Consider the following 26,613-nt stretch of genomic DNA (forward strand, 5'->3'; position numbering starts at 1 on the left):
TGCGTGCGGATCGAGTGCGGAATCAGTGAGCCTTTGCCAACCTGATCATGCGCTGGCGATCATGAGGGTCTGAACTGCGGCGATGAGCCGGTGGGCGGTGTTCGGGCTGGAGCGGATCTTCCGCAGGACCCGCCAGTTCTTCAGCTCGGCGTTGGCCCGCTCGCCGGGTCCACGGCGGCGGGCGTGGGCGGTGTTGACGTCCTTCTGCTTCCGGGACAGGCGCCGGCAGCGGCCGGTGCCCAGATCCTTCCGACGGCGCCGCTGCGGAACCGCGACCGTCGGCCCGGCGCCCTGATAGGCGGTGTCGGCCGCCGCGGGGATCTCGTGGGTGGCCAGCGCCTCGATGATCCCGTGCTCACGGGCAGCGCCCATGTCATCTCTCGCGCCGGGCAGCGGCGGCGAGATCCATACCAGCCGGCCAATCGGGTCGGCGACGACCTGCACGTTCAGCCCGTGGGCCTTGTGCTTGCCGGAGTAGAAGGCCCGGTCATAGCCCGATGTCATGCCTACCCGGTCGATGCGCAGCAAAGTGCCGTCGAGGATCACGAACGCCTTGCGGCGGGCGACCTCGATCGCCTGGGCCAGGGTGGGAGCCATCGCGGCGAGCAGTTCGAGCGCCTCACGGATGTACCGGTACACCGTCGAGGTCCCGATGCGGAAGCCGCAGGCCAGGTCGGCGTAGGTCTCGCCCTTACGCAGGTGCGCGACCACGAGCAGCGCCTGCCGGCCGGGCGAGAGCTTCCGCCACCGGGTTCGGCGCTGGTTGCGCTGCGCTCGCAGCGCATCGGAGAGCACGCCGAGGGCGCGGCTGGACACGGTCATCCCGGACGGGTAGGACAGCACGTTGAAGCTCCTGGTGGGACGTGTTGATCTAGGCAATCGCCCGTCTACCAGGAGGTTCGCCCATTCGAGGCCACGCCACGCTGCACACCGCTGACTGCCCGCCCAGGTCGGCAAAATTCATTCGTTACTTTTGGCGTCATGGCGCGCCAGCAGGTATCCGGCGGGGGGCTTGCCTGCCGCCGGAGCAACGATTCGCAGGCGTCCGAGCTCGGCGAAGTCGTGCTCGCGCAGTCGGTCGGCGAGCGCGTCGAGGGTCCACAGATACGCCGGTGACGCTCTGTGGTCGTACGGGACCCAACCGTTGGCGTCTGCGGTGTCGGTGATCTGCACACCGATCAGCAGAGGTCCGCCCGGCTCTACCACTCGGGCGAACTCGGTCAGGACGCGCGGAAGCAGGTCCGGCGGCGTGTGGATCAACGAGAAGTGCGCCAGGATGCCCGCGATCGACTCGTCCCCTGCGTCGAGATGGAGCATAGAACCGACCTCGTAGCGCAGGTCGGGACGATACCGGCGGGCGATCGCGACCATGGCCGGTGACAGATCGATCCCGTAAGCCCGGATACCGGCTCGATCCAGGTGATCGGTCCACTGTCCGGGACCGCAACCCGCATCGACCACAGCACCCACCGACCCACCGGCGCGGACGAGGTCGGCGAAGGCGTTGATCATCCCTGCTGACAGCGCATCGATGACTTGGTCGCCCTGTCGCACCATGTTGTCGTACAACTCGGCGACCTCGTCGTAGTCTCGGCGGGTCCGATCCAACGCTTCGTTCTCACTCACCCGCCGGACTCTAGGCCGTGTCGTCAAAGCCCCGCCCGCGGTAGCCGCGCCGGTTCGGCCGCTGGCGGCACGGCCGGAACGCCCGAATACGTCCGGTATGAGGGCGTCCCGGCCGCGCCACCAGCGGCCAAACCGATCACGACTCCCGCAGACGGGGCTTTGACGACACGGCCTAGGGAACAGGTCGGGCGTAGGAGTGTCGGACACTCCAACCGCGAAGGCGAGGCGATCGATCCGTCCGCCCAGGACGGTGGGCACCACCTTTACCACCGCCCCCACCAAGCTGTCCACGACGGCCGCAGCGCTGGCACATCCACTCCCGGGCCGCACGCTACGCCGCACAACCGCTGGCCAGCCCCCTCACCAGGTTGGCAAAGGCTCAGTGTTCGGCGAACTCGGTCAGCACCGGTCGTTTCGGCGGCACGCCCGCGCCCATCGAGATCCCGCGCAGCTGCCGCACCACGAACGGCGCCAGGTGCGACCCGGCCCAGCGCAGGTCGGCGTAGAGCCGCTGTCCCCTGGACGGCTCCGGCACCCCGGGCAGCGGCGCCCGCCAGTCCTCGGTCACCGGCAGGCCGAGCACCTCGGCGGTGCGCAGCGCGACCCTGCGGTGGCCCTCGGTGGCCAGGTGCACCCGGTCCGGGCACCAGTAGCGCCAGTCGGTGGTCCAGGAGCGGAAGGCCCACAGGTCCACCAGCAGGCAGTCGTGGCGGGCGGCGATGGCGTGCACGTGCGCGGTGTAGACGGCGATCTTGCCCCTGATCCGGCGCAGCAGGGAGCCCTGGTGCGGGTCGTAGCCGGTGAACACCAGCACCTGGCTGCCGGCCGCGCGCAGGTCGGCCACCACGTCCTCGAAGGCCGCGGCCACCTGGTCGGGATCGCTGCCGGGGCGGAGCAGGTCGTTGCCGCCGCCGTTGACCGTGACCAGCGCGGGCCGGGCGGCCACCGCCACCGGCACCTGCTCGGCGTGGATCTCGCCGATCAGCTTGCCGCGCACCGCGAGGTTGGCGTACCGGGCGCGCGGCTCGGTCTCGGCCAGCATCGCGGCCAGCCGGTCCGCCCAGCCCCGGTACCGGGCGTCCGGGCCGGGCTGGCAGGGCCTGCTGCCAGGGGCCGGATCGCACATGCCCTCAGTGAAGCTGTCCCCGATGGCGACCCAACTCTCCCAGCGCATCGCGCGTTCCCCCTGATCATTCGGCACGGTTATCGAGACAACATCATCCGCTGCGCGGGCAGCCGCGCGTCGCGGGCGGTCGGTTTCACCCGATGGTGCTCTGTCCGGTGGCCCGCGCCCGGCACTACTCTGCCCTGGTCCGGTGATCGTGGGGAGGCGAGGTCCGGTGCTCGGCTGGTTGTACAGCGCGCCGTTGTGGGCATTGGCCATCGGTGGGGTCGTGCACTGGCGACGCACCCGGGACGAACCGCTGTACGCGGAGGACGAAGAGCCCTGAGCCCAGGCGCTCCCGGGTGGACTTCCGGGCAGGTCTGGAGGTCCGTCGGTACCGGTCGGCCCCGCGGTGCGCACGGGTGCGGGGCCGGTGGAGCCGGCCATCGTGGTCACCCCGATCGGCCCGGCCACCGCCCGGTTCGAGGTGCGCGCCCGGTCAGGGAAGCCCATGGCGGTGGCGTTGTTGCGTGCGCGCGCATCGTCTCGGTGATCGTGGGACCTCACCGCACTTCTGGTAAACCGTCCTCGGGGAAAAGGGGACGAGATGCCATTGGTGGGCAGGGACAACCAGCTACGGCAGTTGACCCGGCTGCTCGACGATCTGCCGGGGGGACGGCTGAGCGTCGCGGAGGTCGTCGGCGAGCCTGGGCTGGGTAAGACCAGGCTGCTGGAGGAGCTGCGCGAGCGCGCGGACGGCGTGCTGCTGGGCTGGGGCCGGGGCGTGGAGTTCGAGCCGCGGCCCGCCTTCGGCATGTTCGTCGAGGCGCTGGACCCGCTGCTGGCCGACCACCCGCTGCCCGCCGCCCTGCGCGCCCGGCTGGCCTCGGTGTTCCCGGCCTGTGCCGGGCGGGCGGCCGACGGGCTGGGCCTGGACGCCGAACGCTTCCAGCTGCACCGCGCGGTGATCAGGGCGCTGGAGCTGCTGGCCGAGCACCGCCCGCTGGTACTGGTGCTCGACGACGTGCACTGGTGTGATCCGGCCTCGGCCGAGCTGCTCGCCCAGCTGCTGCGGCACCGCCCGCGCAGGCCGATCCTGCTGATCACCGCCTACCGGCCGCGGCAGCTGCCCAGCGCGGTGGCCGCGGTGCTCACCCGCGCGGTCCCGGCGGGCAGCAGCCGCCGGATCGAGCTGGGGCCGCTGGACCTGACCGAGGCCAGGCGGCTGCTGGGACCGGCGGTCGGCGGGCTGCGGGCGGCCGCGCTGCACCAGGCCAGCGGCGGAAACCCGTTGTACCTCCAGGCATTGGCCCGCGCGCCGGAGTCCGCGCTGCACCCGCACCAGCTGGCCGAGCAGGTGCCCGCGCCGGCGAAGTCCGCGCTGCTGGCCGAGTTCACCCGGCTACCGGAGCAGGTCCGGCTGGTGGCCAAGGCGGCCGCGGTGATCGGCGAGCCGATCGAACCGGAGCTGGTGGCCGCCGCGGCCGGCCTCGGACTGCCGGAGACGCTGGCCGCCGCGCAGCAGCTGGTGGCCGCGGACCTGTTGCGCGCCAACGAACCCGACCGTTCGGTGACCTTCCGGCACCCGCTGCTGCGGGCCGCGGTGTACGAGTCGGCCAGCCCGCTGTGGCAGGCCACCGCGCACCGCAGGGTGGCCGAGCTGCTGCGCGCCCGCGGCGCCCCGCCCACCCAGCTGGCCCCGCACCTGGCCCGCTGCGGCAAGGTCGGCGACACCTCCGCCATCCAGGTGCTCACCACCGCGGCGGAGAACCTCCAGCTGCACGCCCCGGCCGCCGCGGCCAGCCTGCACCGGGCCGCGCTGCGGCTGACCACCGCTGACGCCGGGGAGGACCGGCTGCGGCTGCAACTCGGTTACGCCACCAGCATCGCGCTGACCGGCAACGTCGAAGAAGCGCTGAGCGTGCTGCACGACATCCTCGCGCACACCCCCGGCGACGACGACCTCCGGCAGACCGCGGTCGGCCGCTGCGCGCTGCTGCACCGCTGGCGCGGCCAGCTCGCCGACTCCGACACCCTGGTGCGGCGGGAGCTGGACCGGGCCCCGATGACCGACACCCCGGCCGGCGCGGTGCTGTGGCTGACCAGGGGCCTGATCGAGTTCCGCCGCGGCGGCTACAAGTCCGCGCTGGCCGCCACCCGGCTGGCCTGGGCCGCCGCGATCTGGTGCCGGGACCCCTCGCTGCAGATCGCCGCCCGCGCGATGGCGGTGCTGTTCGCCCCGCCCGACGGCGGCGACGAGGCGATCGCGAACCTGGACATGGCCGCCACCGCGCTGGACCAGCTGCCGGATGAGCAGGTGCTGCCGCTGTGGAACACGCTGATGTGGGTGGCCATGGCCGAGCAGAGCCACGACCGGCACACCGACGCGCTGCGCCACCTCGACCGCGGCCTGCACCTGGCCCGTCAGCGGCACCAGCACCTGCTGCTCTCGGAGTTCCTCACCCCGCGCGCGGTTTCCCTTGCCGCACTGGGCAAACTGCCCGAGGCGGCGACCACCGCGCGGGATGCGATCGAGGCGGCCAGGCTGGTCGGCGCGCTGCCGCCCTACCTGATCGGGCTGACCGCGCTGCTGACCACCGCGCGCTGGCGCGGCCAGATCGAGACCGCGCTGGCCGAGTCCGAGGACGTGCACCCCGGCGCCTACGACAGCGACTTCCAGCTCGGCGCCTGGGTGCTGTTCAGCCGCACCGCCGCCCGGTTCGCGCTGGGCGAGCCGGTGGACTTCCGCGCCGAGGTCGAGGCCCTCGGCGGCCCCGAGCTGCCCGGCCTGCTGCACGCCTACCGGCCCGAGCACTACGAGACCCTGACCGAGGCGGCACTGGCCCGCGGCGCGCTGACCGAAGCGGGGGAGTGGGCCGAGCGCGCGAGCCGGGTCGCGGACCGGAACCGCCCGCGCGGCTGGGGTTTCGCGCACCTGGCCCGCGCCCGCATGCAGCTCGCCACCGCCGACGGACCCGCGGCCGCGCGCACCGCGACCACCGCCGCCCGCGGCTTCCACAGCGCGGGCGACGTGGTGCAGACCGGCAGGGCGCGCCTGCTGGCCGGACTCGGCTGGGACGCCGCGGGCGAGCGCGAACAGGCCCTGGCCGAGCTGGACCGGGCCGCCGCGCTGTTCACCGGCTCCGGCGCGGAACTGCTGCTGAAGGAGACCACCCGCCACCAGCGCCGCCTGGGCCGCCGCTGCGCGCCACCGGGTCCGGGACCGGCGCACAGCGCGCCGGGCGCGCTGACCCGGCGGGAGTCCGAGGTGGCCGCGCTGGCCGGGGAAGGCTTGACCAACAAGGCGATCGCCACCCGGCTGTTCCTGTCCGAGCGCACCGTGGAGACCCACCTGGCCCGGGTCTACCGCAAGCTCGGCGTGCCCCGCCGCTCGGCGCTGGTCGCGCACCTGCACCGCAGCGTCGGCTAGAGCCCGGTGGTGCTTGCCAGTCCGGCGACGTGCGCGCAAAGCCGACACGACCTAGCGGTGTTCCCGGTTTCGGGTGGATACTGGCGGCTGATCGAGGTAGTACCCGTGAGCAACACGGGCGGAGGCCGCGAATGGCACTACGAGATCACGAGCAGCGCGCACTGGACGAGATCGAACGGCGGCTCGCCGAGGAGGATCCACGCCTGGCGGCCCGTTTCCTCGGCCTGTCCGCGCCCAGTGCCCGCACCCGGCACGCGGCGCTGGCCCTGCTCGGCGTGCTGGCCGCCTACGCCCTCGGCCTGGCCATCCTGGTGATCGGGATATCCGCCTCGCTCACCACGCTGGTGGTGCTGGGCTCGGCGATCAGCGCGGCGGTGCTGGCCACGTTCACCTGGCGGCGGCTGCGCCGCTGATCCCCGACCGCGCCAGCGGGCACGGCCGGAGGGAGCCCCGGCCGTGCCGCTGTGCTCAGGCGCAGTGCCAGCGCAACGCGCCGCGGCGCTCGCCGATGGTGTAGCCGAACACCGTGTTGTCGTCGGAGATCTTGGACACCCGGGCCTCGGTCGCGCCCGCGGGCAGCGGCAGTTCGCCGAGGAACTGGGTGTCCTGCCAGACCGCGACCGGCCCGAAGCTGTCGCCCAGTTGCCCGGCGATGAGCCCGTTGCGGTTCACCGCGCTGGTGGTGCTGGCGCCCTCCCGGTAGGTCACGTTCCCGGTGTGCACGTCCCACACCCAGGACCGACCGTCCTGCAACCTGGTGCCGTAGACCTTGCCGTTGACCAGACCGGCGCTGAGCACGCCGTTGCTGAGCTCCGCCGGCGCGATCAGCTGCCCGTCGCGCCACACCGCCGCGTTGTAGCCGCCGCCGAGCAGGATCGTGCCGTCGTCCTCGATCTCGTAGGCCGAGGCGAGCCGCAGGCTCGGCGGGTCGATGACCACGGGCGCGGCGCCGGAGGCCGGCCAGTGCACGGCAACGTTGCGCCGGTTGTCCTCGCGGTGGGCGTCGCCCACCACGTCCCCGTTGTCGGCGATGGCGACCGCGCGCACGTCGGACATGCCCGGCGGGACCGGCAGTTCGCGGTAGCCGGTCTCCGGGGAGTGGGTCAGGGGCACTCGCACGTTCGTGCCCGTGCGCAGCCCGTTGACCACCTGCACGCCCGCGGCGTTCATGTCACCGGAGGTCGCGTACCGCATACCGGCCGGGTTCTTCTGGATGTGCGGCACGCCCTGCTGCCAGCGCACCAGCACCGGGTTGGAGCTGGCGTGGTAGCCGGAGTAGTTGCCCTTGCCGTCGGCGCCGGTGACCTGGAGGTAGGCCGGGTCGTAGCCGTCCGGCGCGGTGACCGGTGAAACCTGCCAGGTGCAGTCCGGAGCCGCGGCCGCGGCAGCCGGTGCCAGCACGATCGTGGACATGGTGGCGAACGCGAGCGCAAGCGCGCTCGCGCGCAGGGTGGTGCGCATTGATCTCCCCCTCAGGAGTCCCCAGTGGTGGTGCCGGAGGTCATTCTGCAACGTTGTAAACGGGCTGCGCCACCAAGTGACTGCATTCGGCCTAGCGGGGGAGGGCGGGTTTACTTCTCCCATGGTCGAATACCACCAGCGCCATGCCGACGAGTGGCTCGCACACTTCACCCGTCGCGGCCACCGCGCGCCGCGCCCTCTCGCCGCCGGGGTTGAGGGGGCCGTCTACCGGCTTGAGGAGGGCCTGGTCGCCAAGGTGTGGAGCGGCCGGTCGCCGACCGATCTTGAGCTCTCCCGCCGGGTCTACGCCGACATCGCCCGCCACCGGCTGCCCTTCGCCACCCCGGAGATCCTCGACACCGAGCTGCACGACGGCGTCTTCGTCACCTACGAACGCGAGCTGACCGGATCGCCCTTCCGCGCCGAGCCGGTGATGACCGCCGCCGAACGCGACCTGCCCGCCACCGAGACCAGCGCGCTGCTGACCGTCCTGCGCGCCCTTGCCACCGTGCCCGGCACCGAGGCCATGCGCGAGCTCACCGTGCACGGCGACGATCGCCCGCTCTGGCGCGGCCACACGCGTTTCCCCGACGCGCTGGCCGCCCTGCTCCAGCGCGCCGTCCGCAGGCACGGCGAGGTGCTGGCCGCCCACGTGCCGGGGCTTTCCGTTGTGGTGGAACGGGTTCTGGCCGCCCTCGCGGTCCTGCCCGACGCACCGGTGACCGCCATCCACGGCGACCTCGTCCCGCCCAACATCCACGTCGACGACACCGGCAGGCCCACCGCCGTGCTCGACTTCGGCTTCTTCACCACCGCGGGCGATCCCGCGTTCGAGGCCGCGGTCACCGCCGCCATCTGGGACATGTACGGACCGCACGCCGAGCAGCACACCGCCACCCTCACCGGCCTGTTCGCCAGGGAGCTCGGCCACCCGGCCGGGACGCTCGCGCTCTACCAGGCCGTCTACGCCCTCACCACCTACGACCTGTTCTCCGCCGACGGCAGCGACGGCCACTTCCACTGGTGTGCCGCCCTGCTCCGGAGAAGTCAGCTGCCGCCGGAGCTACCGCCGAACGGGTGACGACAGGCGCGGTTAGCCGCGCGTTAGCGACGAGATGGCCATGCTCTGCGAGATTGTCGCTCTTGTCCAGAACGCCCACAGCGCCGCCGTGGGGCTTCGAAAGGAACCGGTAAGTGTCCGATCCCAACCCCTACCAGTCGTACCAGCAGACCCAGGTCGAGCAGCCCAGCAACGGGCTGGGCATCACCGGGTTCGTGCTGGGCCTGGTGGGACTGCTCCTCTCCTGGATCCCGTTCATCGGGGTCATCGCCTGGCCGCTGGTCATCCTCGGCCTGATCTTCTCCGTGATCGGACTCATCCGGGTCAACAAGGGCCGCGCCAACAACAAGGGCATGGCGATCGCCGGCATCGCGGTCTCCGCGATCGGCCTGCTGGTCTGCATCGCCTGGGCCGCGGTCTTCGGCGCCGCGTTCAACCAGGTGAACAATGAGATGGAGCGGGTGGCCAAGGTCGAGTACGAGATCACCGGCACCGCCACCGAGGTGGACATCACCTACGGCGAGCTGGGCAAGTCCCAGCAGGAGAAGGCCACCAGCCTGCCCTGGACCAAGCAGCTGGAGAACAAGGGCCTGATCAAGGGCGGCTCGCTGATGGCCACCTCCGGCGCCAAGGGTGGCACGCTCACCTGCAAGATCACCGTGGACGGCAAGGTGGTCGCGACCAAGACCGCCGAGGGCGCGCTCAGCGTGGTGTCCTGCATCGGCACCTGATCAACGCGAACACCGGGGCGGGGCGGCGACTGCCACCCCGCCCCGTTCGCGTTCAGCTCGCCGTCCGGCCCAGCAGGCGCGAGGTGAGCCGCCGCCGTCGTGGCCGCAGCCTGCCGGCCACCGCGTCCGCCAGCAGCGCCCCGATCGTCTCGCCGGCACAGGCCTTGTTCGCGCCGATCCCGCCGCTGGGCCCGCGTTTGATCCAGCCGACCACGTAGGTCCCCGGCCGGTCCGCCACCCGTCCCTCGTGGTGCGGGATGGTGCCGCTGTCCTCGTCGAAGGGCAGTCCCGGCACCGGGATGCCGCGATAGCCGACCGCCCGGACCACCTGGCCGGTGGCGATCTCGACCTCACCGTCCGGGCCGGTGACCCGCAGGCCGCGCACCTCGGTGTCACCGAGGACCTCCCGGGGCGCCGAGTGGAACCGCAGCACGATGCGGCGGCGGCCCGGCGGGGGAGGGGCGGCCAGGTCCACGGGTTCGCGTTTGAGGCCTTGCAGCAGACCGGCCTTGTCCAGCGGTGCGGCGGCGTCGATGGCCTGCGCGGTGCGCGGGTCGGCGTCGTCGACCACCACGTCCACGTCCGTGCGCTGGAGCAGGGCGAGCAGTTCCGGGACGGTGTACGCGGCCACCTCGGGGCCGCGCCTGGCCAGCAGCACCACCTCGCGGACCTTGCTGGTGTGCAAGCGCGCCAACGCTTCCGGGGCGATGGTGGTGCCTTCGAGGGTGCGCGGGTCGGCGGTCAGGATGCGGGCCACGTCCAGGGCCACGTTGCCATTGCCCACCACGACCACCCGCTCCGCCGAGGGGTCCACCGCGTCCGCGGGCACATCGGGATGGCCGTTGTACCAGGCGACCACGGTGGTGGCGGCCAGGCTGCCGGCCAGCTGCTCGCCCGGGATCTCCAGCGAGCGCGCCGAGGAGGCGCCGACGGCGTAGATCACCGCGTCGTGCCGCTGGGCCAGCTCCGCCGCGGTGACCTCCGCGCCGACCCGCACGCCCAGCCGCAGCCGCAGCCGCGGGTGGTCGTGGAAGCGGGCGAAGGTCTCGCCGATCTTCTTGGTGGACGGGTGGTCCGGCGCGACGCCGTAGCGGATCAGCCCGCCGGGCACCGGCAGCCGGTCGATCAGCGTGACCCTGGCGTTGGTGTGCAGCAACAGGTCCGCCACCGCGTACATGCCGGCCGGACCGGTGCCCACCACCGCGACGTCCAGCGCCGGGAAGTCGGCCGGGATGGCGCGGGCGAACTCCGGCGGGTCCCAGTCGTGGAACATCGGCGCGTGCTCGGCGCTGGCCAGGGCGGGCGGCCGGTCGGCGTAGTAGTCGGCGTTGATGCGGGCGTAGGGCTTGAGCGGGCCTGGCAGGTCGGCGACCGGGAAGATCGCGTCGACCGGGCAGGCGTCCGCGCAGGCGCCGCAGTCGATGCAGGCCTTCGGATCCACGTAGAGCATTTCGGTGGTGCCGAAGCCCGGCTCACCCGGGGTCGGGTGGATGCAGTTGACCGGGCAGACCGCGATGCAGGACGCGTCGTTGCAGCAGGTCTGGGTGATCGCGAAGGCCATCGGTCAGATGAGGTTCGCGCGCTGGTAGAACCAGGTGGCGGGCTTGGTCAGCAGACCGGCGGAGTTGAGGAACTCCATCAGGCCCGCGCAGCTGGAGCGCATCATGGACTTGTACTGCTGGTTGGCCTTGGCCTCGCGCAGCGCCCGCTTGGTGTCCAGTCCGGCGTTGGCGTAGACCTTCGGGTTCACCATGCTGGTGACGATGAAGTAGGACACGATGGAGACCACCAGCGCGTCGACCTGCCTGCGCAGCCAGCTCGCGCCGCGCAGCCGCTCCTTGGTCTCCTCCCTGGCGAACTTCATGTGCCGGGACTCCTCGACCACGTGGATATTGTTGATGGTGCGGACAAACGGGGCCACCCGCTCGTCCCGCATCCAGTCCCGCTGCATGACGTCGAGGACCTCCTCGGCGACCAGGATCGAGGCGTAGGCGGACTCCCCGGTGGCCACCGTCTTGAAGATCCGGCCCAGCTCCACCACCAGCCTGCTCGGCCGGTAGGCGGGCGCGCCGAGCTTGGCCGCGCCGCGGGCGAACATGATGGAGTGGCGGCACTCGTCGGCGATCTCGGTCAGCGCCCACTGGAAGGCCGGGTCGGTGGGGTCCTTGGCGTAGAAGTCACGCAGCACCATCTGCTGCAGGATCATCTCGAACCAGATCCCGGTGCTGGCCACCGAGGCCGACTCCTGGCGGGTCAGCTCCCGCTGCTGCTCGGGGGTCATCTCCGCCCAGTACGCGGTGCCGTACAGGCTGCACCACTCCGGGCTCATGCCGTGGTGGGCCTCATCCAGTGGAGTGTCCCAGTCGACCTCGGTCGTGGGGTCGTAGGACAGCGCCTGCGACGAGTCCAGCAACCTCTGCGCGACGGCCTGGCTGGTCATGAAGACTCCTTAGAAGCCGGGTACCTGTTACTCGTCGTTACTGTAACCAAAAGTAACACACAGAGCAGGTGTTGGCCCAGGCCTCATGACCAGCCGAAACGTCATTCCTCCAGTTCGCCGAGATCAGGATGCTCGCGCAGGGCCACCACCGGAGCCCGGGTCGCGTGCAGTTCCAGCACCACGATCTCGTTGCGGCCCGGCCGCAGCACCGGGGCCGGGACGTAGAGCGTGCGCTGCGGGCCGCGGGACCAGTAGCGGCCCAGCGGGAAGCCGTTGACCCAGGCGTTGCCCTTGGTCCAGCCGGTCAGGTCCAGGAAGGTGTCGGCGGGTTCGGCCAGCTCCAGCACGCCGCGGTGGAAGACCGGGCCGAGCCCCGGCGGCCCGTCCTGGAAGTCCAGTCCGGACAGCTCGGTCAGCTCCAGCGGGTGCGCGGTCCAGCCCAGCAGCTCGGTGCCGTTGGCGCGGACCGGGCCGAGCAGGCCCTTGCGGTCGTGGATGCCCTGCCCGTAGTTGACCCGGCCCTGGTTCTCCACCAGCAGGCCCAGCACCGCGCCCGGCCGGACCCGGCAGCGCAGCGTGTGCTCGTGGTTCTCCCGTTCCAGCACGCCGACCGGCTGACCGTCCAGGAAGGCCTGCACCCGGTCGCCGAACGCGCTGACCTCCAGGGTGATCGGCCCGTCCTGGGCCAGCACCGTCTCGTACAGGGTGAACCCGCTGGCCTGGCCCAGCTCCTCCATGGTCGGCGGGGTGAGGAACCGCTGCCCGCCGCCGAGCGCGGCCACCGAGTTCAGCAGCGACACCGACTCGGTCAGCTCGATCGCCGGCACCGCCAGCTTGCGGCCGGGTGCCGGGACCGGTTCGTCGGGCACCGGCGCGTAGCGGGCGATGACCTCGCGGAAAGCGTGGTACTTCGGCGCCGGGTCGCCTGCCTCGTCCAGCGGGGCGTCGTAGTCGTAGGAGGTCACCGTCGGCCGGTAGGTGCCCTTGTCGTTGGCGCCGTTGGTGAAACCGAAGTTGGTGCCGCCGTGGAAGAGGTAGATGCTCACCGAGGCGCCCGCGCCCAGCAGTTCGTCCAAAGTGGACGCCGCGTCCTCGGCCGTGCGCGTCCGGTGCACGCCGCCCCAGCGGTCGAACCAGCCGTCCCAGAACTCCGCGCACACCAGCGGCCCGCTGGGCTGCACCTCGCGCAGCCGGGTCAGCGCCTCGGTGGCCCGGCTGCCGAAGGTCGCGGTGGCCAGCACCCCCGGCAGCACGCCCCTGACCAGGTCGCCGGGCTGGTCGCAGGTGAACAGCGGCAGGTCCACCCCGCCCTCGCGCAGCATCTCCGCGACCGCCTCCAGGTAGGCGGTCTCCTCACCGTAGGCGCCGTACTCGTTCTCCACCTGCACCGCCAGCACCGGCCCGCCCAGGTGTGGCCGCACCTTCGGCAGCAGCTCGGCGAAGTAGTCCGCCACCGCGGCCAGGAAACGCGGATCGGTTGAGCGCAAACGGATGTCCGGCTCGGCGAGCAGCCAGGCGGGCAGTCCGCCGCCGTCCCACTCGGCGCAGATGTAGGGGCCGGGGCGCAGCAGCACGTGCAGCCCCTCGGCGGCGGCCAGGTCCAGGAACCGTGGCAGGTCGGCGATCCCGTCCCAGTGCCACTCGCCGCGGCGCGGCTCGTGCAGGTTCCACGGCACGTAGGTGTCGATGGTGTTCAGGCCCATCAACCGCGCCTTGCGCAGCCGGTCGGCCCACTGGTCCGGGTGCACCCGGAAGTAGTGCAGCGCGCCCGAGATCAGCCGGAAAGGCTTGCCGTGCAGGGTGAAGCCGTCTTCGGTCAGAGCCAGCATGCCGGTGCTCATCCTCCGGTGGTGATGGTGAAACCCTGCTCGCGGCCGTAGTCGGCGATGCGGCGCTGCCAGTCGGCCAGCGCGGGGCCGAGGGCGGTGCGGTTGACGATGGCCTGGCCCACGGTGTCCTTGAACTGGGTGTTGGCGTAGGGCTGGTACGGCAGGTAGTGCCAGCCGGGCCGCACCCCGTCCGAGGCCGCGGCGAAGACCCGGTTGGCCCGCTGGCCGCCGAAGAAGGGCAGCTCCTGGTCCAGGAAGGCCGGATCACGCAGCAGCGCGCGGGTGGCCGGGAACAGGCCCAGTTGACGGTTGAGCAGGCCGGCGCCCTCGGGTTCGGCGTTGAGCCAGGTGGCGAAGGTCAGCGCGGCGGCCTGCTGCTCGCTGCCCGCGACCACCGCGACCGAGGAGCCGCCGTTCTCCGCCTCGCCAGGGCTGTCCTTCGGCATCGGGGCCACCGCCCACTTCCCGCTGGACTCCGGGATCGCGTGCGCCAGGTTCGCCGGCGCCCAGGCCCCGGCCAGCCAGGTGGCGTAGCGCCCGGCCGAGGCGGCCTTCCACCACTCGTCGGTCCAGCTCGGCACCGGCGCCACCAGCTCCTCGCGCAGCAGCGTGGACCAGGTGTCCGCGACCGCCCGCGCGCCCGGCGACCCGGTGAGGTCCAGGGTCACCGAAGTGTTGTCCCGCAACTGGAACGGCGTCGCGCCCGCGTGCCACAGCAGCCCGTCCATGGTGCCGGGGTCGCCGGGGTCCAGGAAGCCGAGGCGGACCTGCGGGTCGGCGGCCTTGATCCGGCGGCCGGTCTCGACGTACTCCGCCCAGGTGCGCGGCGGGGTGAGGCCGAGCCGGTCGAAGACGTCCCTGCGGTAGAACATCACCATCGGGCCGGTGTCCTGCGGGACGCCGTAGACCCGGCCGCCGATGGTCACCTGCGCCCAGGCCGAGTCGGTGAACCGGTCCCGCAAGGAGTCCGCGCCGAGGGCGGAGAGGTCGGCGATCTGCTTGGTGACCGCGAACTGCGGCAGCGCGGAGTACTCGATCTGCGCCAGGTCCGGCGCGCCGCGCCCGGCGCGCACCGCGATCTGCAGCTTGGTGTAGGTGTCCTTGGTCTGTCCCGCGTTGACCACCTTCACCCGGATCCCGGGGTGGATGGCCTCGAACTTGCGGGCCACCGCGTCCATGCCGGGCACCCAGGTCCAGAAGGTCAGCCGCACCCCGTCTTCCACCGGGGCGGCACAGCCGGCCAGCAGCAGGACGGCCAGCAACAGCGCGCGCATCCTCATCCCTTCACCGCGCCGGTGGCCAGTCCGGACTGCCAGAACCGTTGCAGGAAAAGGAAAGCCACCACCAGCGGCACGATCGCCAGCAGGCTGCCGGTGAGCAGCAACGGGTACATCGCCTCGCCGCCGCCGGAACCACCGTTGGCCAGGGCGTTCCACTGCCGCAGCCCGACGGTGAGCGGGAACCGCTCCGGCGTGCTCAGCATGGTCAACGGCAGGAAGTAGTTGTTCCAGGTGGCCACCAGCGCGAACAGCAGCACTGTGACCAGGCCGGGGGCCAGCAGCCGCAGCGCGATGGTGCCGAAGATCCGCAGCTCACCCGCGCCGTCCAGCCTGGCCGCCTCCAGCAGCGAGTCCGGCACCGCCTCCAGGGCGTAGGCGCGCATCAGGTACAGGCCGAACGGGCTGGCCAGCGAGGGCAGGATGACCGCCCACGCGCTGTCCACGATGCCCGCCTCGGCGAAGAGCAGGTAGGTGGGCAGGGCCAGCGCGGTGCCCGGCACCGAGATCGCGCCCAGCACCAGCAGGAACAGCCCGCGCCTGCCGGGAAAGTCGAACTTGGCCAGCGCGTAGCCGCCCAGGGTGGCGATCAGCGCCGCGCCCCCGGCCCCGGCCACCGCGTAGAGCAGGCTGTTGCCGAACCAGCTCAGGTAGATCCCGTTGTCGTAGGCCAGCACCCGTTTGATGTTGTCCCACAAGGAGAACTCGCCGCCGAACCACAGCCCGAAGGAGCTGAACAGGTCGGCGTCGGACTTGGTCGCGCTGATGAACAGCCACACCAGCGGCAGCAGCGCGTAGCCCAGCATCAGCAGCATGGGCAGGGTTAGCGCGAGTGAGGGTCGGCGCTGTTTCATCCCTGGCGCTCCCGGCGTTCGGTGACCGTGTGCACGACGTAGGCGATCACCACGGTGACCAGGCCGAGCAGCACGGCGATGGCGGCGGAGTAGTCGAAGCGCAGGCCGTCGAAGGCCAGGTTGTAGGCGTAGAGGTTGGGCGTGTAGCCGGTGGTGATCGAGGCCGGGGCCAGGCTCTGCAGGATGCTGGGCTCGTTGAACAGCTGGAAGCTGCCGATCACCGAGAACACCGTGGCCACCAGCAGCGCCGGGCGCAGCGCGGGCAGCTTCACGCTCCAGGCCACCCGCAGCGGGCCCGCGCCGTCGACCTCGGCCGCCTCGTAGAGCTCGGGCGGGATCGCGCGCAGCGCGGCGTAGCAGATGAGCATGTTGTAGCCGACGAACTCCCAGGTGACGATGTTGCCGATGGAGGCGAGCAGCCAGGAGCCGCCGAGGAAGTCCGGCAGCGGCAGGCCGAGGATCTTGCCGAGCTGTCCGGCCAGGCCGAAGTCGGTGCCGTAGAGGTAGCCCCACATCAGCGCGGCCACCACCGCGGGCACCGCGTAGGGCACGAACACCCCGGCGCGGAACAGCCCCGGCCGCCACAGCCTGCCGCTGTCGATGGCCAGCGCCGCGGCCACCGCGAGGCCGAGCATCAGCGGCACCTGCACCGCGAGGAAACCGGTCACCCGCAGCAGGCCCGCGCCGAAGACCGGGTCGGTGAGCGCCTTGAGGTAGTTGTCCAGGCCGACGAAGACCCGCCCGCCGACCAGTCGCTCGTGGAAGAGGCTGAGGTAGCCCGCATACCCCAGGGGCAGCACCACGGTGGCCAGGAACACCAGCAGGAAGGGGGCGAAGAACGCGTACCCGGTGAGTGCGGTGCGCCTGCGCTGAGAACTCACTACGGTCCGCCTCGCAGGATATGTTTACGTAAACATCGATAGGGTGCGGACAGTCTGGGAGTGCCGCCGCGCGGTGTCAAGAGGGACTGGGATGATGTCCGGCATGGTCAGAAGGGACCGGGTCAACTCGGTGCGCCGCCCGTCCCAGGGCGATGTGGCCCGGCTGGCCGGGGTGTCCGCGCAGACGGTGTCCAGGGTGGCCAACGAGCACCCCAACGTGGACCCGGCCACCAGGGAACGGGTGCGCGCGGCCATGGCGCAACTGGGCTACCGGCCCAACACCGCGGCCCGCGCACTGGTCACCGGCCGCTTCGGCATGATCGGCGTGGTCAGTTTTGACATCGGCGACCTCGGCAACGCCCGCACCTTCGGCGCCATCACCGCCGCCGCGGGCGAGGCCGGGTTCTCGGTCAACTTCATGGGCGTGCGCGCGCGGACCGAACAGGCCATCGCCGAGGCGGTGGACCGGCTGGCCGTGCAGTCGGTGGACGGCATCGTGCTGATCGAGTCCCGCATCCTCGACACGCCCGCGCTGAGCCTGCCCTCCGCGCTGCCGGTGGTGGTCGCCGACGGCGACCGCGCGCACGGCTACCCCGGCGTGGACATCGACCAGGCCGACGGCGCCCGGCAGGCCGTCAACCACCTGCTCGCCCTGGGCCATGACACGGTCTGGCACCTCTCCGGCCCCTGCGACTCGCACGCCGCCCACCGCCGTGAAGCCGCCTGGCGGGACACCCTGCGCGCGGCCGGGGCCCCGGTGCCCGAACCGGTGCGCGGCGACTGGTCACCGGCCTCGGGGTACGAGCGGGGCAAGGAGTTGGCGGCCGATCCCGAGGTGCGCGCGGTGTTCGCGGCCAACGACCAGATGGCGCTGGGGCTGCTGCGCGCGCTGCACGAGGCAGGCCGGCCGGTGCCGGAGGAGGTCAGCGTGGTGGGCTTCGACGACATCCCGGAGGCGGCCTACCTGCCGGTGCCGCTGACCACGGTGCGCCAGGACTTCGCCGAGATCGGACAGCACTGCGTGGAACTGCTGGTGGAACGCATGGCCAATCCCGGCGGACCGGCGCGGCACCTCGAGGTCTCCACCGAACTGGTGACGCGGTCGAGTACCGGCAGGCCTGCGGTCAAGGGCCATTAGCAGTACGCCGGAGCCGATTTCGCAGTACTGAGTATTCGCTTCTCAATACCGAGCGTGCTCGCGCTGCCCGATGCGTCCGGCTTGTCCCCCGCAAGGCAAGTGCGATCGGTCACTTGTCGCTGGTCCGTGGCGCGCCTGCGGGGCGGGTCAAGATCGCGGAGCGTCACCAGGTCCGTGCGCAAGGTGCCGGTAAACGCTGTACAACTTGAAGGTGGGCACCTTACCGGGTTCGAGGGCGGAAGTCCCGGAAGTTTTCGAAAATTTCGTCAATGGTGCACTTCTGGTCAACTCGATCATCGCTCGATTATGGTTGCAGCCATCGGGGTGAATTCGTGCAACTGGGTTGTCTGGGCAACTATCGTGTGATATTGGGCGCGATGGTCCGGTGATTCCACGAGTGCGATCACGTCACCCATTTCGCGCGCACGAACTGGGGATGGTTAGTGATGGGGTACGACAGGTTGCCGCCGGGGCAGGTGGCGCGGGTGCGAAGTAGCAGACCAGTTTCGCGGAGCTGATCCGCGGTGCCGGATTGACTCGTACTTGTGCGTCACACATGAGCCTTTGGGGAATTCATGAGTATTTCTGACCCTGTTCAACCTTTGGGGTCCGGCTCCGGTCTGGAAGAAGTCGCGCCGAACTCGTGGCGCATTCGTCAGCTGGAGCGAAGTCCAACCGAGATTATCCCGATCAGCTCGCTGCGGCCGTCCGACTCGCCCCGGCTGAGCGGTGAGAACAAGGAACACGTCAAAGTCCTCGCCGAATCCGAGGCGCCGCTGCCGCCGATCATCGTGCACCGCTCCACCATGCGGGTCATCGACGGCATGCACCGGCTCAGCGCGGCCATCCTCCGCGGCTGGGACGAGATCGAGGTGCGGTTCTTCGAAGGCGGCGAGCAGGACGCCTTCGTCTTCGCGGTGGAAGCCAATGTCACGCACGGCCTGCCGCTGTCGCTGAACGACCGCACGGCCGCGGCCACCCGGATCATCGGTATCCGGCCGCAGTGGTCCGACCGCATGATCGCCACCCTGTCCGGCCTCTCGGCCAAGACCGTGGCCGCGATCCGCCGGCGTTCGAGCGAGGAAAATCCGCAGTCGAACGCCAGGGTCAGCCGGGACGGCCGGGTGCGCCCGCTCAACGCCTCCGCCGGTCGTCAGCTGGCCAGCGAGCTGATGCGGGGCAACCCCGAGGCCTCGGTCCGGGAGATCGCCAGGGCCGCCGGGGTGTCCCCGTCGACCGTGTGGGACGTCCGCGAGCGCCTGCGGCAGGGCGAGGATCCGGTGCCGGCCAGGCACCGCGGCCTCAGCCAGCCGAAGAAGCAGCCGAGGGCCGAGGTCGCCGCCCCGCCGCGCCGGGAGGTGCCGGACCGCGGCCAGATCATGGACATCCTCCAGAAGGACCCTTCGATCCGGTCGAAGGAAAAGGGCCGTCAGCTGCTGCGCTGGCTCAACTTCCACACCGTCGACCTGTCCCAGGTGGACCAGTTGGTCAACGACTTCCCGGAGCACTGCTCGGGAATCATCGCGAAGCTGGCGCGGGTCAACGCGGAAACGTGGAACGAGCTGGCGAACCGGCTGGAAAAAGAGTGACCGCGCACTACACCGGCAGTGGAAGGCGAGAGAATGCAGGGGCTTGACGGCAAGGTGGCGATCGTCACCGGTGGCGCCCAGGGAATTGGCCGCGCGACCGTGGACCGGCTGGTGGCCGAGGGTGTCGCGGTCACCATCGCGGATGTCAGCGACGATTACGGCAAGGCCGCCGAGGAGGAACTGACCGAGGCCGGTGGGCGGGTCTGGTATTCCCACACCGATGTCGCCGACGAGGAGTCGGTGATCGCCGCGGTCACCGGGACCGCGGAGCAGTTCGGCCGGGTTGACTTCCTGGTGAACTGCGCCGCGGTGTTCATCATGCGCGGCCTTGAGGCGACCGTGGACGAATGGCGCCGCATCATGGACGTCAACATCATGGGGCAGGCGCTGTGCGTGAAGCACGCGGCGCCGCACATGGCGCGGGCCGGTGGCGGCTCGATCGTCAACATCGCGTCCATTTCCGGCCACATCGCCCAGCCCGGATACCTCACCTACAACGCCACCAAGGCGGCGGTGGCCAACATGACCCGGTGCATGGCGCTGGATCTGGCCGATTCCGGGATCAGGGTCAACGCGGTGAACCCGGGCACGGTCTGGAACGCCAACAACGAGCGCTACCACCGCGAGGAGCTCGGCCTGACCAGGGCGCAGGCGGACCAGCACCCGGACATCGGCGGCAAGCACATCCTCAAGCGCACCGCCGACCCCTCGGAAATCGCCTCCACCATCGCGTTCCTGCTCTCCGCCGAGGCCAGCTACGTCACCGGGGAGAACCTGATGGTCGACGGGGGCTACACCGCGCTATGACCACCTTCGACCTGCACACCCACCACTCCCGGTGCGGGCACGCGCGCGGCGAGCTGCGCAGCTACATCGAGGCGGCGATCAGCCACGGCCTGGACATCATCGGGGTGTCGGACCATTCCCCGTTCTTCGCCGACCCGGCCGAGCAGCCGCTGCCGGGGGTGGCGATGGCGAAGTCGGAGTTCCCGGCCTACCTGGACGAGGCCATCCGGCTGCGCGCGGAATACCGCGATCGGATCAAAGTCCTGGTCGGCGTCGAGTCCGACTACTTCCCGGAGCACGCGGAGCTTTACGCGAGCATCTACGCGCGGTATCCATTGGATTATGTGATCGGTTCGGTGCACGTGCTCGACGGTGTCGACCTGTTCCGCAGGGAGCGCTGGCAAGGGGCCAGCAAGGCTGACCTGCGGAAGGCCAAGGAAGACTACTGCGACCTGGTCGCACGTTCGGCCAGTGCCGGAATGTTCGATATCCTTGGCCACATCGACGTCATCAAGGCGGTCTGTCCGGAAATCGCGGAAATCGACACGCCCGCGGTTGACACAATGCTTGACGCGATCGTGGCGGCCGATGTGGTCGTCGAGGTGAACACCTCAGGCAAGACCAAGGACTGCGGTGGTTGGTATCCAGCCGATGACCTGCTGGAACGCGCCCAGCGCCGGGGGGTCAAGATGACCTTCGGCTCGGATGCGCACGACCCGGAACGAGTAGGGGAAGAGCACGAGCTGGTCCGGAAGCAGTTGAAGGAAATGGGCTTCCGGGAGTGGTACGTCTTCGAACAACGACGTCGGATCCGTCTGCCGCTGTAGCAGCTGCCATCAGGACAAAGGAATCGCAATATGACTGACGCCAAACCCACCGGTTCCGCTGAGGTGCGAGTCGCCCTGGCCGGGGTCGGCGGCTGTGCTTCCAGCATCGCGCAAACCGTCGAGCTGGCCGGCCGCAGTTCCGAACAGCTGCACGGCATCATGTACCAGGAAATCGGCGGCTACCGCCTTTCCGATGTGAACTTCGTGGCCGCGTTCGAGGTGGACAAGCGCAAGGTCGGCCTGGACTTCGCCAAGGCGATCGTCACCGCGCCCACCGCGGCGGTGGCGCACGTGCACGTCGAGCCCAAGGGCCTGACCGTGGAGGCCGGGCCGCTGCTGGACGGCATCGAGGGCAAGCTGGCCGCGGCCATCGACCCGCACCCGGACTGCGCGAACATCACCGTCGAGCACGTCACCCAGCGGCTGCGCGAGGTGCGGGCCGAGGTGCTGCTGTGCGTGCTGCCCACCGGCGCCACCGCGGCGGTGCAGGCCTACGCCCGCGCCGCGGCGCTGGCCGGGGTGGCCTTCGTCAACGCGACGCCGGAGCCGGTGGCGCACGACCCCGAGCTGGTGGCGCTGTTCGAGGCCAACTCGGTGCCGCTGCTGGGCGATGACCTGCGCAGCCACCTGGGCGCGACCACGCTGCACACCGCGCTGCTGGAGCTGTTGCAGTCCAGGAACCTGGCGATCACCAACACCTACCAGCTCAACATCGGTGGCAACACCGACTTCCTCAACCTGTCCGACCCGGTCCGGGCGGCCGGCAAGATCCGTTCCAAGGGCAGTGCGCTCAAGGCGGCCGGCATCGATGCCACCAAGGTGATGGCCGGTCCCAACGGTTACGTCGAGTTCCTCGGCGACACCAAGACCTGCTTCCTGCGGATCGAGGCCACCTCGGTGCTGGACTCCCAGCTCAACATCGAGATCCGGATGGAGGTCGAGGACAGCCCGAACGCCGCCGGTGTGCTGGCCAACGCGGCCAGGGTCGCGAAGGTGGCGCTGGACCGCAAGCACGCCGGGGTGCTCGACGAGGTGTGCCCGTTCCTGTTCAAGCGCCCGCGTTTCGGCGCGCCGGAGTCGGTCGGCCTGGAGAAGTTCACCGGGTTCATCGAGGGCGCGGTCCAGGCCAGCTGAGCCTGGCTCTGCTTTCGAACCAGTGCGGCCGGTGTCCCAGCGACACCGGCCGCACTGTCATGCGCGGAATTCTTAAGCAGGCCAACACAAAAGCGCCTGTGCACCCCCGGGAGGCGGGAGTGCACAGGCGCTGTGCCGTGCGGTGGTTCAGGATCGATCCGCGAGCCCGGAGATCACCTTCCACAGCGCGCCCGCGGTCGCGAAGGTCTCCGCGGAGAGCTCCTCGTCCGGGAAGCTGATGCCGTAGTGCTCCTCCAGCTCCAGCAGCAGGTCCACCGTCTGCAGCGAGTCCAGGCCGAGGTCCGCCAGGCCGGCCGCCTCAGGAAGCTCCGCCTCCGCGCCCAGTGCGGGCAGGTGCTGCCGGAGGATCTTCTCGAAGCCGGGTTCCCATTCCATGTCCAGTCCTTCCATCAGTTGGCGCCGGCCAGAGTCACGGCGGGGTCGAGCACACTCAGCGCGCCGTTCGCGGTGAGCAGCCGGGTGTCGGAGTAGGTCAGGCTGGCCGCGGTCAGGTCGCGCAGCAGCCGCTCCAACGGCACGGGGGAGTCACGCCGGTAGCCGGTGTCCAGCCCGGCGAGCTGGATCATCGCGGTGGCCGCGGCCAGGCATTCCTCCGCGGCCAGCACCTTGAGCGTGTTCAGGTGGATCTGGGTGGCGGGGGAGCCCAGCGAGCTGCCCTGCGCCCGGTGCCGCTCGACCTCGGCGCGCACCGTGTGCAGGTAGGCGCTGACCGCCTCCAGCTTGGCCCGCACCCGGGCCACCCGGACCGCGGTCAGCGAGTCCCGCAGGTCGATCTTGCTGATGGGCCGCCGCAGGTGCGCCAGCAGCGCGGACCAGACCTTCCTGGTCGCGCCCAGCCAGGAGGCGGACCAGCTCAGGTGCGCGATCGGCCCCATGCACTCCACCGCGATCTCGCGGAACTTGCCGCGGCCGCCGATCAGCCGCTCGTCGGTGACCTGGCCGGTCAGCGTCAGCTCGAGGTTCTCCACCCCGCGCATGCCGAGGGTGTCCCAGGCCCCGCGCACCTCGATGTCCAGGTCGGCGCGGTCCAGGTAGACCATGCTGACCTCCTGCGCGGCCGCCTCCGGCGAGGCGAGCATCTTGATCAGGAAGCCGTCGGCGTGCGCGGCGCCGGTGACGATCGGCGCGCGCCTGGTCAGCCGGTAGTGGCCCTGCTCGGCGTGCAGCGGGCTCTCGCTGGTGAGCAGGTGCCCGCCCACAGTGGACTCGGTGGTCACCGAGCCGAGGTAGACCTCACCGGCGGCGATCCGGGGGAGCAGCCGCTCGCGCAGCTCCGGCTGGGCGTGCCGGACCAGCACGTCCACCTGCTGGCAGTGCATGGTCCAGATCAGCGAGGTGGACAGGCAGGCGCCGCCCAGCTCACCGGCCACCTCGACCAGGTCGGTGAGCCCGCCGCCGAGGCCGCCGTGCTCGACCGGCACGAGCAGGCCCATCAGGCCGCTGGCGCGCAGCGCGGCCAGCGCCTCGACCGGGAACCGGCCGCCGCTGTCCACCTCGGCGGCGTGCTCGGCGGCCACCGCCACCACGTTCGAAAGGTCGTGGCCGCTGCGTTCTCCGGTGGGCAAGGACTTAGTTCGGGTCACCACTCATCGCTCCTGCTCGGTCTTGTGCGGCATGGACTTCGGTGCGCACGGTCGCGATCGCGCTCGCCGAGCGGACGGTCCCGCCGTCCAGCACGACCTCCACCGGCGCCGGGTGGCTGAGGAAGCCGAGCAGGCTCGCGCTGAGCCCGTAGGCGCCCGCGTTGCGGATCGCGATCAGGTCCCCGGCGCGCACCTCGGGGAGTTCGAGGTTCCTGGACAGCACGTCGGCCGGGGTGCACAGCGGGCCGACCAGGTCCACCGGAACCCTGGGGCTGGATTCTGCGCGCGAAGTCAGGGTTTCGGCCACCGCCCTGGTGGGCAGCATCCGGCCGATGCCGGAGAGCCCGCCGAGGTGGTTGATGCCGCCGTCGAGCACCACGAAGGTGCGCTCGCCGTTGGCCTTCACATCGGTCACCGCGCACACGTAGGTGCCGCAGGAGCCGACCAGGTAGCGGCCGGACTCGAAGGAGATCCGGGGCCGCTGCTCGCGCCAGCCGGGCAGCTCGGCCTCCAGCAGGGACTCCAGCTCGCCGCGCAGCACCCGGTAGTCGACCGGGTCGCCCGGCCGCAGGTAGGGCGTGGCGAACCCGCCGCCCAGGTCCACCTCGGCCAGCTCGAAGCCGGCCTCGGCGACCTGCCGGGCGGCCCGCGCGCTGATCGCGAAGGTCTCCAGCAGCGCGGCCGGATCGTCCACTCCGGACACCGGGAACAGGTGCAGACCGTTCACCACGGCGAAATCGGTGCCCCGGAAGGCAGCCGGCTCGGCCAGCAGCTGGTCCAGCTCGATGCCGAACTGGGAGACCCCGCCCATCCGCAGCTTCCCGCCCGCGCCGCGGCCGGCGTTCACCCGCAGCAGGCAGGACACCCGGACCTGGCGCTGCCCGGCGATCTCGTCGAGCAGGCGCAGCTGGGCGGCGGACTCCACGGAGAACCGGCGGACGCCGAGGCTGAGCGCGTGCCGCAGTTCCGCGGGCGTCTTGCCGGGGCCGGTGTGCAGGATGTCCGGCGCGGCCACCCCGGCCAGCACCGCGGTGTCCAGCTCGCCGGTGGAGGAGACCTCCGCGTGGCAGCCGAGCTCGGCCAGTTGGCGGACCAGTTCCGGGTGCGGGTTGGCCTTGAGCGAGTAGTGCAGGGTGCTGGGCTGTGGCAGCGCGGCGGAGAGCTTCGCGTGCGCGGCCCGCACCTGGGCGAGGTCGTAGAGGTAGGCGGGGGTGCCGTAGCGCCGGGCGAGCGCGGCCGGGTCGCTCATGCCGACTCCTCGCTCGCCCTGGCCAGCAGCTGCTTGCGGTCGAGCTTGCCGTTGGCCGTGGTGGGCAGGCTGGGCAGCACCTGGCAGCGGGCGGGCACCTTGGCCGGTTCCAGCCGCAGCCGCAGCTCGCGCAGCACCTCGGCCGGTTCGATCTCGCCCTCTGCCCACAGCAGCGGCCCGGCCTTGCCCGGCGGGCGGACCAGCGCCGCGGCGCGCACGCCCGGGATGTCCGCGGCGGCGGCCTCGATCTCGCTGCCGCTGACCCGGACGCCGGAGTTCTTGAACACGTCGTCCAGCCGGCCGCCGATCACCAGCTCGCCGTGCTCGTCCAGGTGGCCGTGGTCGCCGGTGAACAGCACCCGCCGCCCGGTGGCCACGCAGGTGGCGAAGCGCTCGCGGGTGGGTCCGGGCGCGCGCCAGTAGCCGTCGGCCACGTGCGGGCCGAGCACCACGATCTGCCCGGTCTGGTTGCGGGGCAACGGGTTCCCCTGCTCGTCCAGGATGGCGACCTGGGTGCCGGGCAGCGGCGGGCCGACCGAGTCGGTGGGCAGGTCCACCGCGGTCGGCGGCCGGATGGAGACGCGCTTGCACTCGGTCAGGCCGTACATCGGGGCCAGCTCGGCGTTGGGGAAGGCCTTGCGCAGGCCCACCTGGTCGGCGCGGGTCAGCGCCTCGCCGGTGTTGGTGATCAGCCGCAGCGTGTCCACCTGGGTGCCCCTGCGGGCCAGGGCCACCGCCATCCGGCCGAGGGTGGGCACCACCGGCAGCACGGTCGCGCCGGCGTCGCGCATCATCGGCAGCAGCTCGGCGTTGGTGGCGTGGTCGGCCAGCACCAGGTGCGCGCCCGCGTTGGCGCACAACAGGATCTGGTACAGGCCATAGTCGAAGGCCAGCGGCAGCCTGCCGAAGACCACGTCGTCGGCGCGGTAGCGCAGCTGCTCCGCCACCGCGGCCAGCGCGGTGCCGACCTGCCGGTGGCTGCACACCACGGCCTTGGGCTGGCTGGAGCTGCCCGAGGTGTAGAGCAGGAAGGCCGGGGCCTCCGGGATCGTCTCGTCGGTCTCGGTGCGGGCGGGGGTGTGCGCCGCCTCGCCCCAGGCCTGGTTGATGCCGACGACCTTGGCCCCGGCCCCGGCGAGGTCGGGGATCTCGGCGTCGAAGGCCAGCACCAGCGCCGGGTCGGCGTCGGCGATCAGCGGCAGCAGCTGGTAGGGCCGGGTCTGCACGTGCACCGGGACCAGCGTGACGCCGAGCCGGAGCGCGCCGTGCAGCAGCGCGAGGAAGTCCACCGAGGACTCGGCGCGGGCCACCACCCGGTCGCCGGGGCGCAGGCCGCGCTCCCACAGCCAGCCGCTGAACCGCCTGCTCAGCTCGGCCAGCGCGGCGTAGTCGAGGGCACACCGGTGGTCGGTCGCGGCGGGGGCGCCGGGCGCGCGCCGGGCCGCGGCGTCCAGGGCCAGGTGCACCGGCACGGACAGCACCGGGACGCGGCTCGGGTCGCCGACGACCAAGTGTTCCGGCCATCGGCTCGTGTCAATCGACGTGCTGGTCGCGCATTCAGTCATCAGCGTTGGTCCGTTCTTTTTCACGCC

At 71.2% G+C, this 26,613-nt stretch carries 23 protein-coding genes; 9 read left to right on the forward strand and 14 right to left on the reverse strand.

All coding sequences use genetic code 11. From position 1 onward, the window contains the following. Positions 1-45: 45 nt before the first annotated feature. The 3 genes from M8C13_RS31285 to M8C13_RS31295 form a co-directional block, all read right to left on the reverse strand. Positions 46-843, reverse strand: coding sequence for a transposase family protein (locus tag M8C13_RS31285; RefSeq protein ID WP_252484348.1), 798 nt, complete (start codon positions 841-843; stop codon positions 46-48). Positions 844-960: 117 nt separating this feature from the next. Further along, positions 961-1,626, reverse strand: coding sequence for a class I SAM-dependent methyltransferase (locus tag M8C13_RS31290; RefSeq protein WP_252484349.1), 666 nt, complete (start codon positions 1,624-1,626; stop codon positions 961-963). Between the two features lie 379 nt (positions 1,627-2,005). After that, on the reverse strand, positions 2,006-2,800 hold the full coding sequence (locus tag M8C13_RS31295; protein ID WP_252484350.1) for an SGNH/GDSL hydrolase family protein: 795 nt from the start codon (positions 2,798-2,800) through the stop codon (positions 2,006-2,008). A 538-nt stretch (positions 2,801-3,338) separates the two neighbouring features. Here M8C13_RS31295 and M8C13_RS31300 point away from each other — a divergent pair. Next, positions 3,339-6,161 (forward strand): helix-turn-helix transcriptional regulator, encoded by a 2,823-nt coding sequence (locus M8C13_RS31300; RefSeq protein WP_252484351.1) that lies wholly within the window; start codon positions 3,339-3,341, stop codon positions 6,159-6,161. A gap of 131 nt (positions 6,162-6,292) precedes the next feature. Next, positions 6,293-6,574 carry a DUF3040 domain-containing protein gene (locus M8C13_RS31305; RefSeq protein ID WP_252484352.1) on the forward strand — a complete coding sequence of 94 codons (282 nt, stop codon included), beginning with the start codon at positions 6,293-6,295 and terminating at the stop codon, positions 6,572-6,574. A 55-nt stretch (positions 6,575-6,629) separates the two neighbouring features. Here M8C13_RS31305 and M8C13_RS31310 read toward each other — a convergent pair whose 3' ends face one another. Next, entirely contained in the window at positions 6,630-7,622 is a 993-nt protein-coding gene (locus M8C13_RS31310) for a hypothetical protein (protein ID WP_252484353.1), read from the reverse strand. Between the two features lie 121 nt (positions 7,623-7,743). On the opposite strand from M8C13_RS31310, the gene M8C13_RS31315 reads away from it, so the two are divergent. Next, positions 7,744-8,703, forward strand: coding sequence for a phosphotransferase family protein (locus M8C13_RS31315; protein WP_252484354.1), 960 nt, complete (start codon positions 7,744-7,746; stop codon positions 8,701-8,703). A gap of 113 nt (positions 8,704-8,816) precedes the next feature. Then, positions 8,817-9,413: an MmpS family transport accessory protein gene (locus M8C13_RS31320; RefSeq protein WP_252484355.1), complete on the forward strand. Its 597-nt coding sequence runs from the start codon at positions 8,817-8,819 to the stop codon at positions 9,411-9,413. A gap of 52 nt (positions 9,414-9,465) precedes the next feature. Here M8C13_RS31320 and M8C13_RS31325 read toward each other — a convergent pair whose 3' ends face one another. From M8C13_RS31325 to M8C13_RS31350, 6 genes are all read right to left on the reverse strand, one after another. Next, positions 9,466-10,974 (reverse strand): FAD-dependent oxidoreductase, encoded by a 1,509-nt coding sequence (locus M8C13_RS31325; RefSeq protein WP_252484356.1) that lies wholly within the window; start codon positions 10,972-10,974, stop codon positions 9,466-9,468. A gap of 3 nt (positions 10,975-10,977) precedes the next feature. After that, positions 10,978-11,853, reverse strand: a complete 876-nt coding sequence (locus tag M8C13_RS31330) for a diiron oxygenase (RefSeq protein ID WP_252484357.1) — start codon at positions 11,851-11,853, stop codon at positions 10,978-10,980. A 101-nt stretch (positions 11,854-11,954) separates the two neighbouring features. After that, the gene (locus tag M8C13_RS31335) at positions 11,955-13,694 is read right to left on the reverse strand and encodes a beta-galactosidase family protein (protein ID WP_252484358.1); all 1,740 of its coding nucleotides are present in this window, start codon (positions 13,692-13,694) and stop codon (positions 11,955-11,957) included. Beyond that, positions 13,691-14,962, reverse strand: coding sequence for an ABC transporter substrate-binding protein (locus M8C13_RS31340; protein WP_252484359.1), 1,272 nt, complete (start codon positions 14,960-14,962; stop codon positions 13,691-13,693). The genes M8C13_RS31335 and M8C13_RS31340 overlap by 4 nt, the downstream gene beginning before the upstream one ends. Continuing rightward, the gene (locus M8C13_RS31345; RefSeq protein WP_252484360.1) at positions 14,959-15,813 is read right to left on the reverse strand and encodes a carbohydrate ABC transporter permease; all 855 of its coding nucleotides are present in this window, start codon (positions 15,811-15,813) and stop codon (positions 14,959-14,961) included. The genes M8C13_RS31340 and M8C13_RS31345 overlap by 4 nt, the downstream gene beginning before the upstream one ends. Further along, positions 15,810-16,694, reverse strand: coding sequence for a carbohydrate ABC transporter permease (locus tag M8C13_RS31350; protein WP_252484361.1), 885 nt, complete (start codon positions 16,692-16,694; stop codon positions 15,810-15,812). The genes M8C13_RS31345 and M8C13_RS31350 overlap by 4 nt, the downstream gene beginning before the upstream one ends. A gap of 103 nt (positions 16,695-16,797) precedes the next feature. Between M8C13_RS31350 and M8C13_RS31355 the strand changes: the two genes are divergently transcribed. The 5 genes from M8C13_RS31355 (at position 16,798) to M8C13_RS31375 (ending at position 22,168) form a co-directional block, all read left to right on the forward strand. Next, positions 16,798-17,832: a LacI family DNA-binding transcriptional regulator gene (locus M8C13_RS31355; protein ID WP_252484362.1), complete on the forward strand. Its 1,035-nt coding sequence runs from the start codon at positions 16,798-16,800 to the stop codon at positions 17,830-17,832. Positions 17,833-18,407: 575 nt separating this feature from the next. Continuing rightward, complete coding sequence (locus tag M8C13_RS31360; RefSeq protein WP_252484363.1) at positions 18,408-19,421, forward strand: ParB N-terminal domain-containing protein; 1,014 nt, start codon at positions 18,408-18,410, stop codon at positions 19,419-19,421. 33 nt (positions 19,422-19,454) lie between these two features. Beyond that, entirely contained in the window at positions 19,455-20,228 is a 774-nt protein-coding gene (locus M8C13_RS31365) for an SDR family NAD(P)-dependent oxidoreductase (RefSeq protein ID WP_252484364.1), read from the forward strand. Then, on the forward strand, positions 20,225-21,034 hold the full coding sequence (locus M8C13_RS31370) for a histidinol-phosphatase (RefSeq protein WP_252484365.1): 810 nt from the start codon (positions 20,225-20,227) through the stop codon (positions 21,032-21,034). The genes M8C13_RS31365 and M8C13_RS31370 overlap by 4 nt, the downstream gene beginning before the upstream one ends. A gap of 30 nt (positions 21,035-21,064) precedes the next feature. Next, on the forward strand, positions 21,065-22,168 hold the full coding sequence (locus M8C13_RS31375) for an inositol-3-phosphate synthase (RefSeq protein WP_252484366.1): 1,104 nt from the start codon (positions 21,065-21,067) through the stop codon (positions 22,166-22,168). Positions 22,169-22,315: 147 nt separating this feature from the next. Here M8C13_RS31375 and M8C13_RS31380 read toward each other — a convergent pair whose 3' ends face one another. Genes M8C13_RS31380 through M8C13_RS31395 form a run of 4 tightly spaced genes read right to left on the reverse strand, consistent with a single transcriptional unit; the run spans position 22,316 to position 26,502 of the window. Then, positions 22,316-22,564 carry a phosphopantetheine-binding protein gene (locus M8C13_RS31380; RefSeq protein ID WP_252484367.1) on the reverse strand — a complete coding sequence of 83 codons (249 nt, stop codon included), beginning with the start codon at positions 22,562-22,564 and terminating at the stop codon, positions 22,316-22,318. A gap of 14 nt (positions 22,565-22,578) precedes the next feature. Next, on the reverse strand, positions 22,579-23,775 hold the full coding sequence (locus M8C13_RS31385) for an acyl-CoA dehydrogenase family protein (RefSeq protein WP_252484368.1): 1,197 nt from the start codon (positions 23,773-23,775) through the stop codon (positions 22,579-22,581). Further along, positions 23,759-25,021: a type III PLP-dependent enzyme gene (locus M8C13_RS31390; RefSeq protein ID WP_252484369.1), complete on the reverse strand. Its 1,263-nt coding sequence runs from the start codon at positions 25,019-25,021 to the stop codon at positions 23,759-23,761. Before M8C13_RS31390 ends, M8C13_RS31385 begins: the two co-directional genes overlap by 17 nt. Continuing rightward, positions 25,018-26,502, reverse strand: a complete 1,485-nt coding sequence (locus tag M8C13_RS31395) for a class I adenylate-forming enzyme family protein (RefSeq protein WP_252484370.1) — start codon at positions 26,500-26,502, stop codon at positions 25,018-25,020. The genes M8C13_RS31390 and M8C13_RS31395 overlap by 4 nt, the downstream gene beginning before the upstream one ends. Positions 26,503-26,613 lie beyond the last annotated feature (111 nt).

Origin of the sequence: Crossiella sp. SN42 (assembly GCF_023897065.1) — a bacterium.
GTDB lineage: Bacteria > Actinomycetota > Actinomycetes > Mycobacteriales > Pseudonocardiaceae > Crossiella.

What these genes read in the sequence shown, in the direction of transcription:
- M8C13_RS31315 (WP_252484354.1), top strand. Translation starts at nt 7,744, where the DNA reads ATGGTCGAATACCACCAGCGCCATGCCGACGAGTGGCTCGCACACTTC.
- M8C13_RS31330 (WP_252484357.1), bottom strand. Translation starts at nt 11,853, where the DNA reads ATGACCAGCCAGGCCGTCGCGCAGAGGTTGCTGGACTCGTCGCAGGCG.
- M8C13_RS31325 (WP_252484356.1), bottom strand. Translation starts at nt 10,974, where the DNA reads ATGGCCTTCGCGATCACCCAGACCTGCTGCAACGACGCGTCCTGCATC.
- M8C13_RS31305 (WP_252484352.1), top strand. Translation starts at nt 6,293, where the DNA reads ATGGCACTACGAGATCACGAGCAGCGCGCACTGGACGAGATCGAACGG.
- M8C13_RS31380 (WP_252484367.1), bottom strand. Translation starts at nt 22,564, where the DNA reads ATGGAATGGGAACCCGGCTTCGAGAAGATCCTCCGGCAGCACCTGCCC.
- M8C13_RS31345 (WP_252484360.1), bottom strand. Translation starts at nt 15,813, where the DNA reads ATGAAACAGCGCCGACCCTCACTCGCGCTAACCCTGCCCATGCTGCTG.
- M8C13_RS31340 (WP_252484359.1), bottom strand. Translation starts at nt 14,962, where the DNA reads ATGAGGATGCGCGCGCTGTTGCTGGCCGTCCTGCTGCTGGCCGGCTGT.
- M8C13_RS31360 (WP_252484363.1), top strand. Translation starts at nt 18,408, where the DNA reads ATGAGTATTTCTGACCCTGTTCAACCTTTGGGGTCCGGCTCCGGTCTG.
- M8C13_RS31295 (WP_252484350.1), bottom strand. Translation starts at nt 2,800, where the DNA reads ATGCGCTGGGAGAGTTGGGTCGCCATCGGGGACAGCTTCACTGAGGGC.
- M8C13_RS31300 (WP_252484351.1), top strand. Translation starts at nt 3,339, where the DNA reads ATGCCATTGGTGGGCAGGGACAACCAGCTACGGCAGTTGACCCGGCTG.
- M8C13_RS31310 (WP_252484353.1), bottom strand. Translation starts at nt 7,622, where the DNA reads ATGCGCACCACCCTGCGCGCGAGCGCGCTTGCGCTCGCGTTCGCCACC.
- M8C13_RS31390 (WP_252484369.1), bottom strand. Translation starts at nt 25,021, where the DNA reads ATGAGCGACCCGGCCGCGCTCGCCCGGCGCTACGGCACCCCCGCCTAC.
- M8C13_RS31375 (WP_252484366.1), top strand. Translation starts at nt 21,065, where the DNA reads ATGACTGACGCCAAACCCACCGGTTCCGCTGAGGTGCGAGTCGCCCTG.
- M8C13_RS31335 (WP_252484358.1), bottom strand. Translation starts at nt 13,694, where the DNA reads ATGAGCACCGGCATGCTGGCTCTGACCGAAGACGGCTTCACCCTGCAC.
- M8C13_RS31365 (WP_252484364.1), top strand. Translation starts at nt 19,455, where the DNA reads ATGCAGGGGCTTGACGGCAAGGTGGCGATCGTCACCGGTGGCGCCCAG.
- M8C13_RS31355 (WP_252484362.1), top strand. Translation starts at nt 16,798, where the DNA reads ATGGTCAGAAGGGACCGGGTCAACTCGGTGCGCCGCCCGTCCCAGGGC.
- M8C13_RS31370 (WP_252484365.1), top strand. Translation starts at nt 20,225, where the DNA reads ATGACCACCTTCGACCTGCACACCCACCACTCCCGGTGCGGGCACGCG.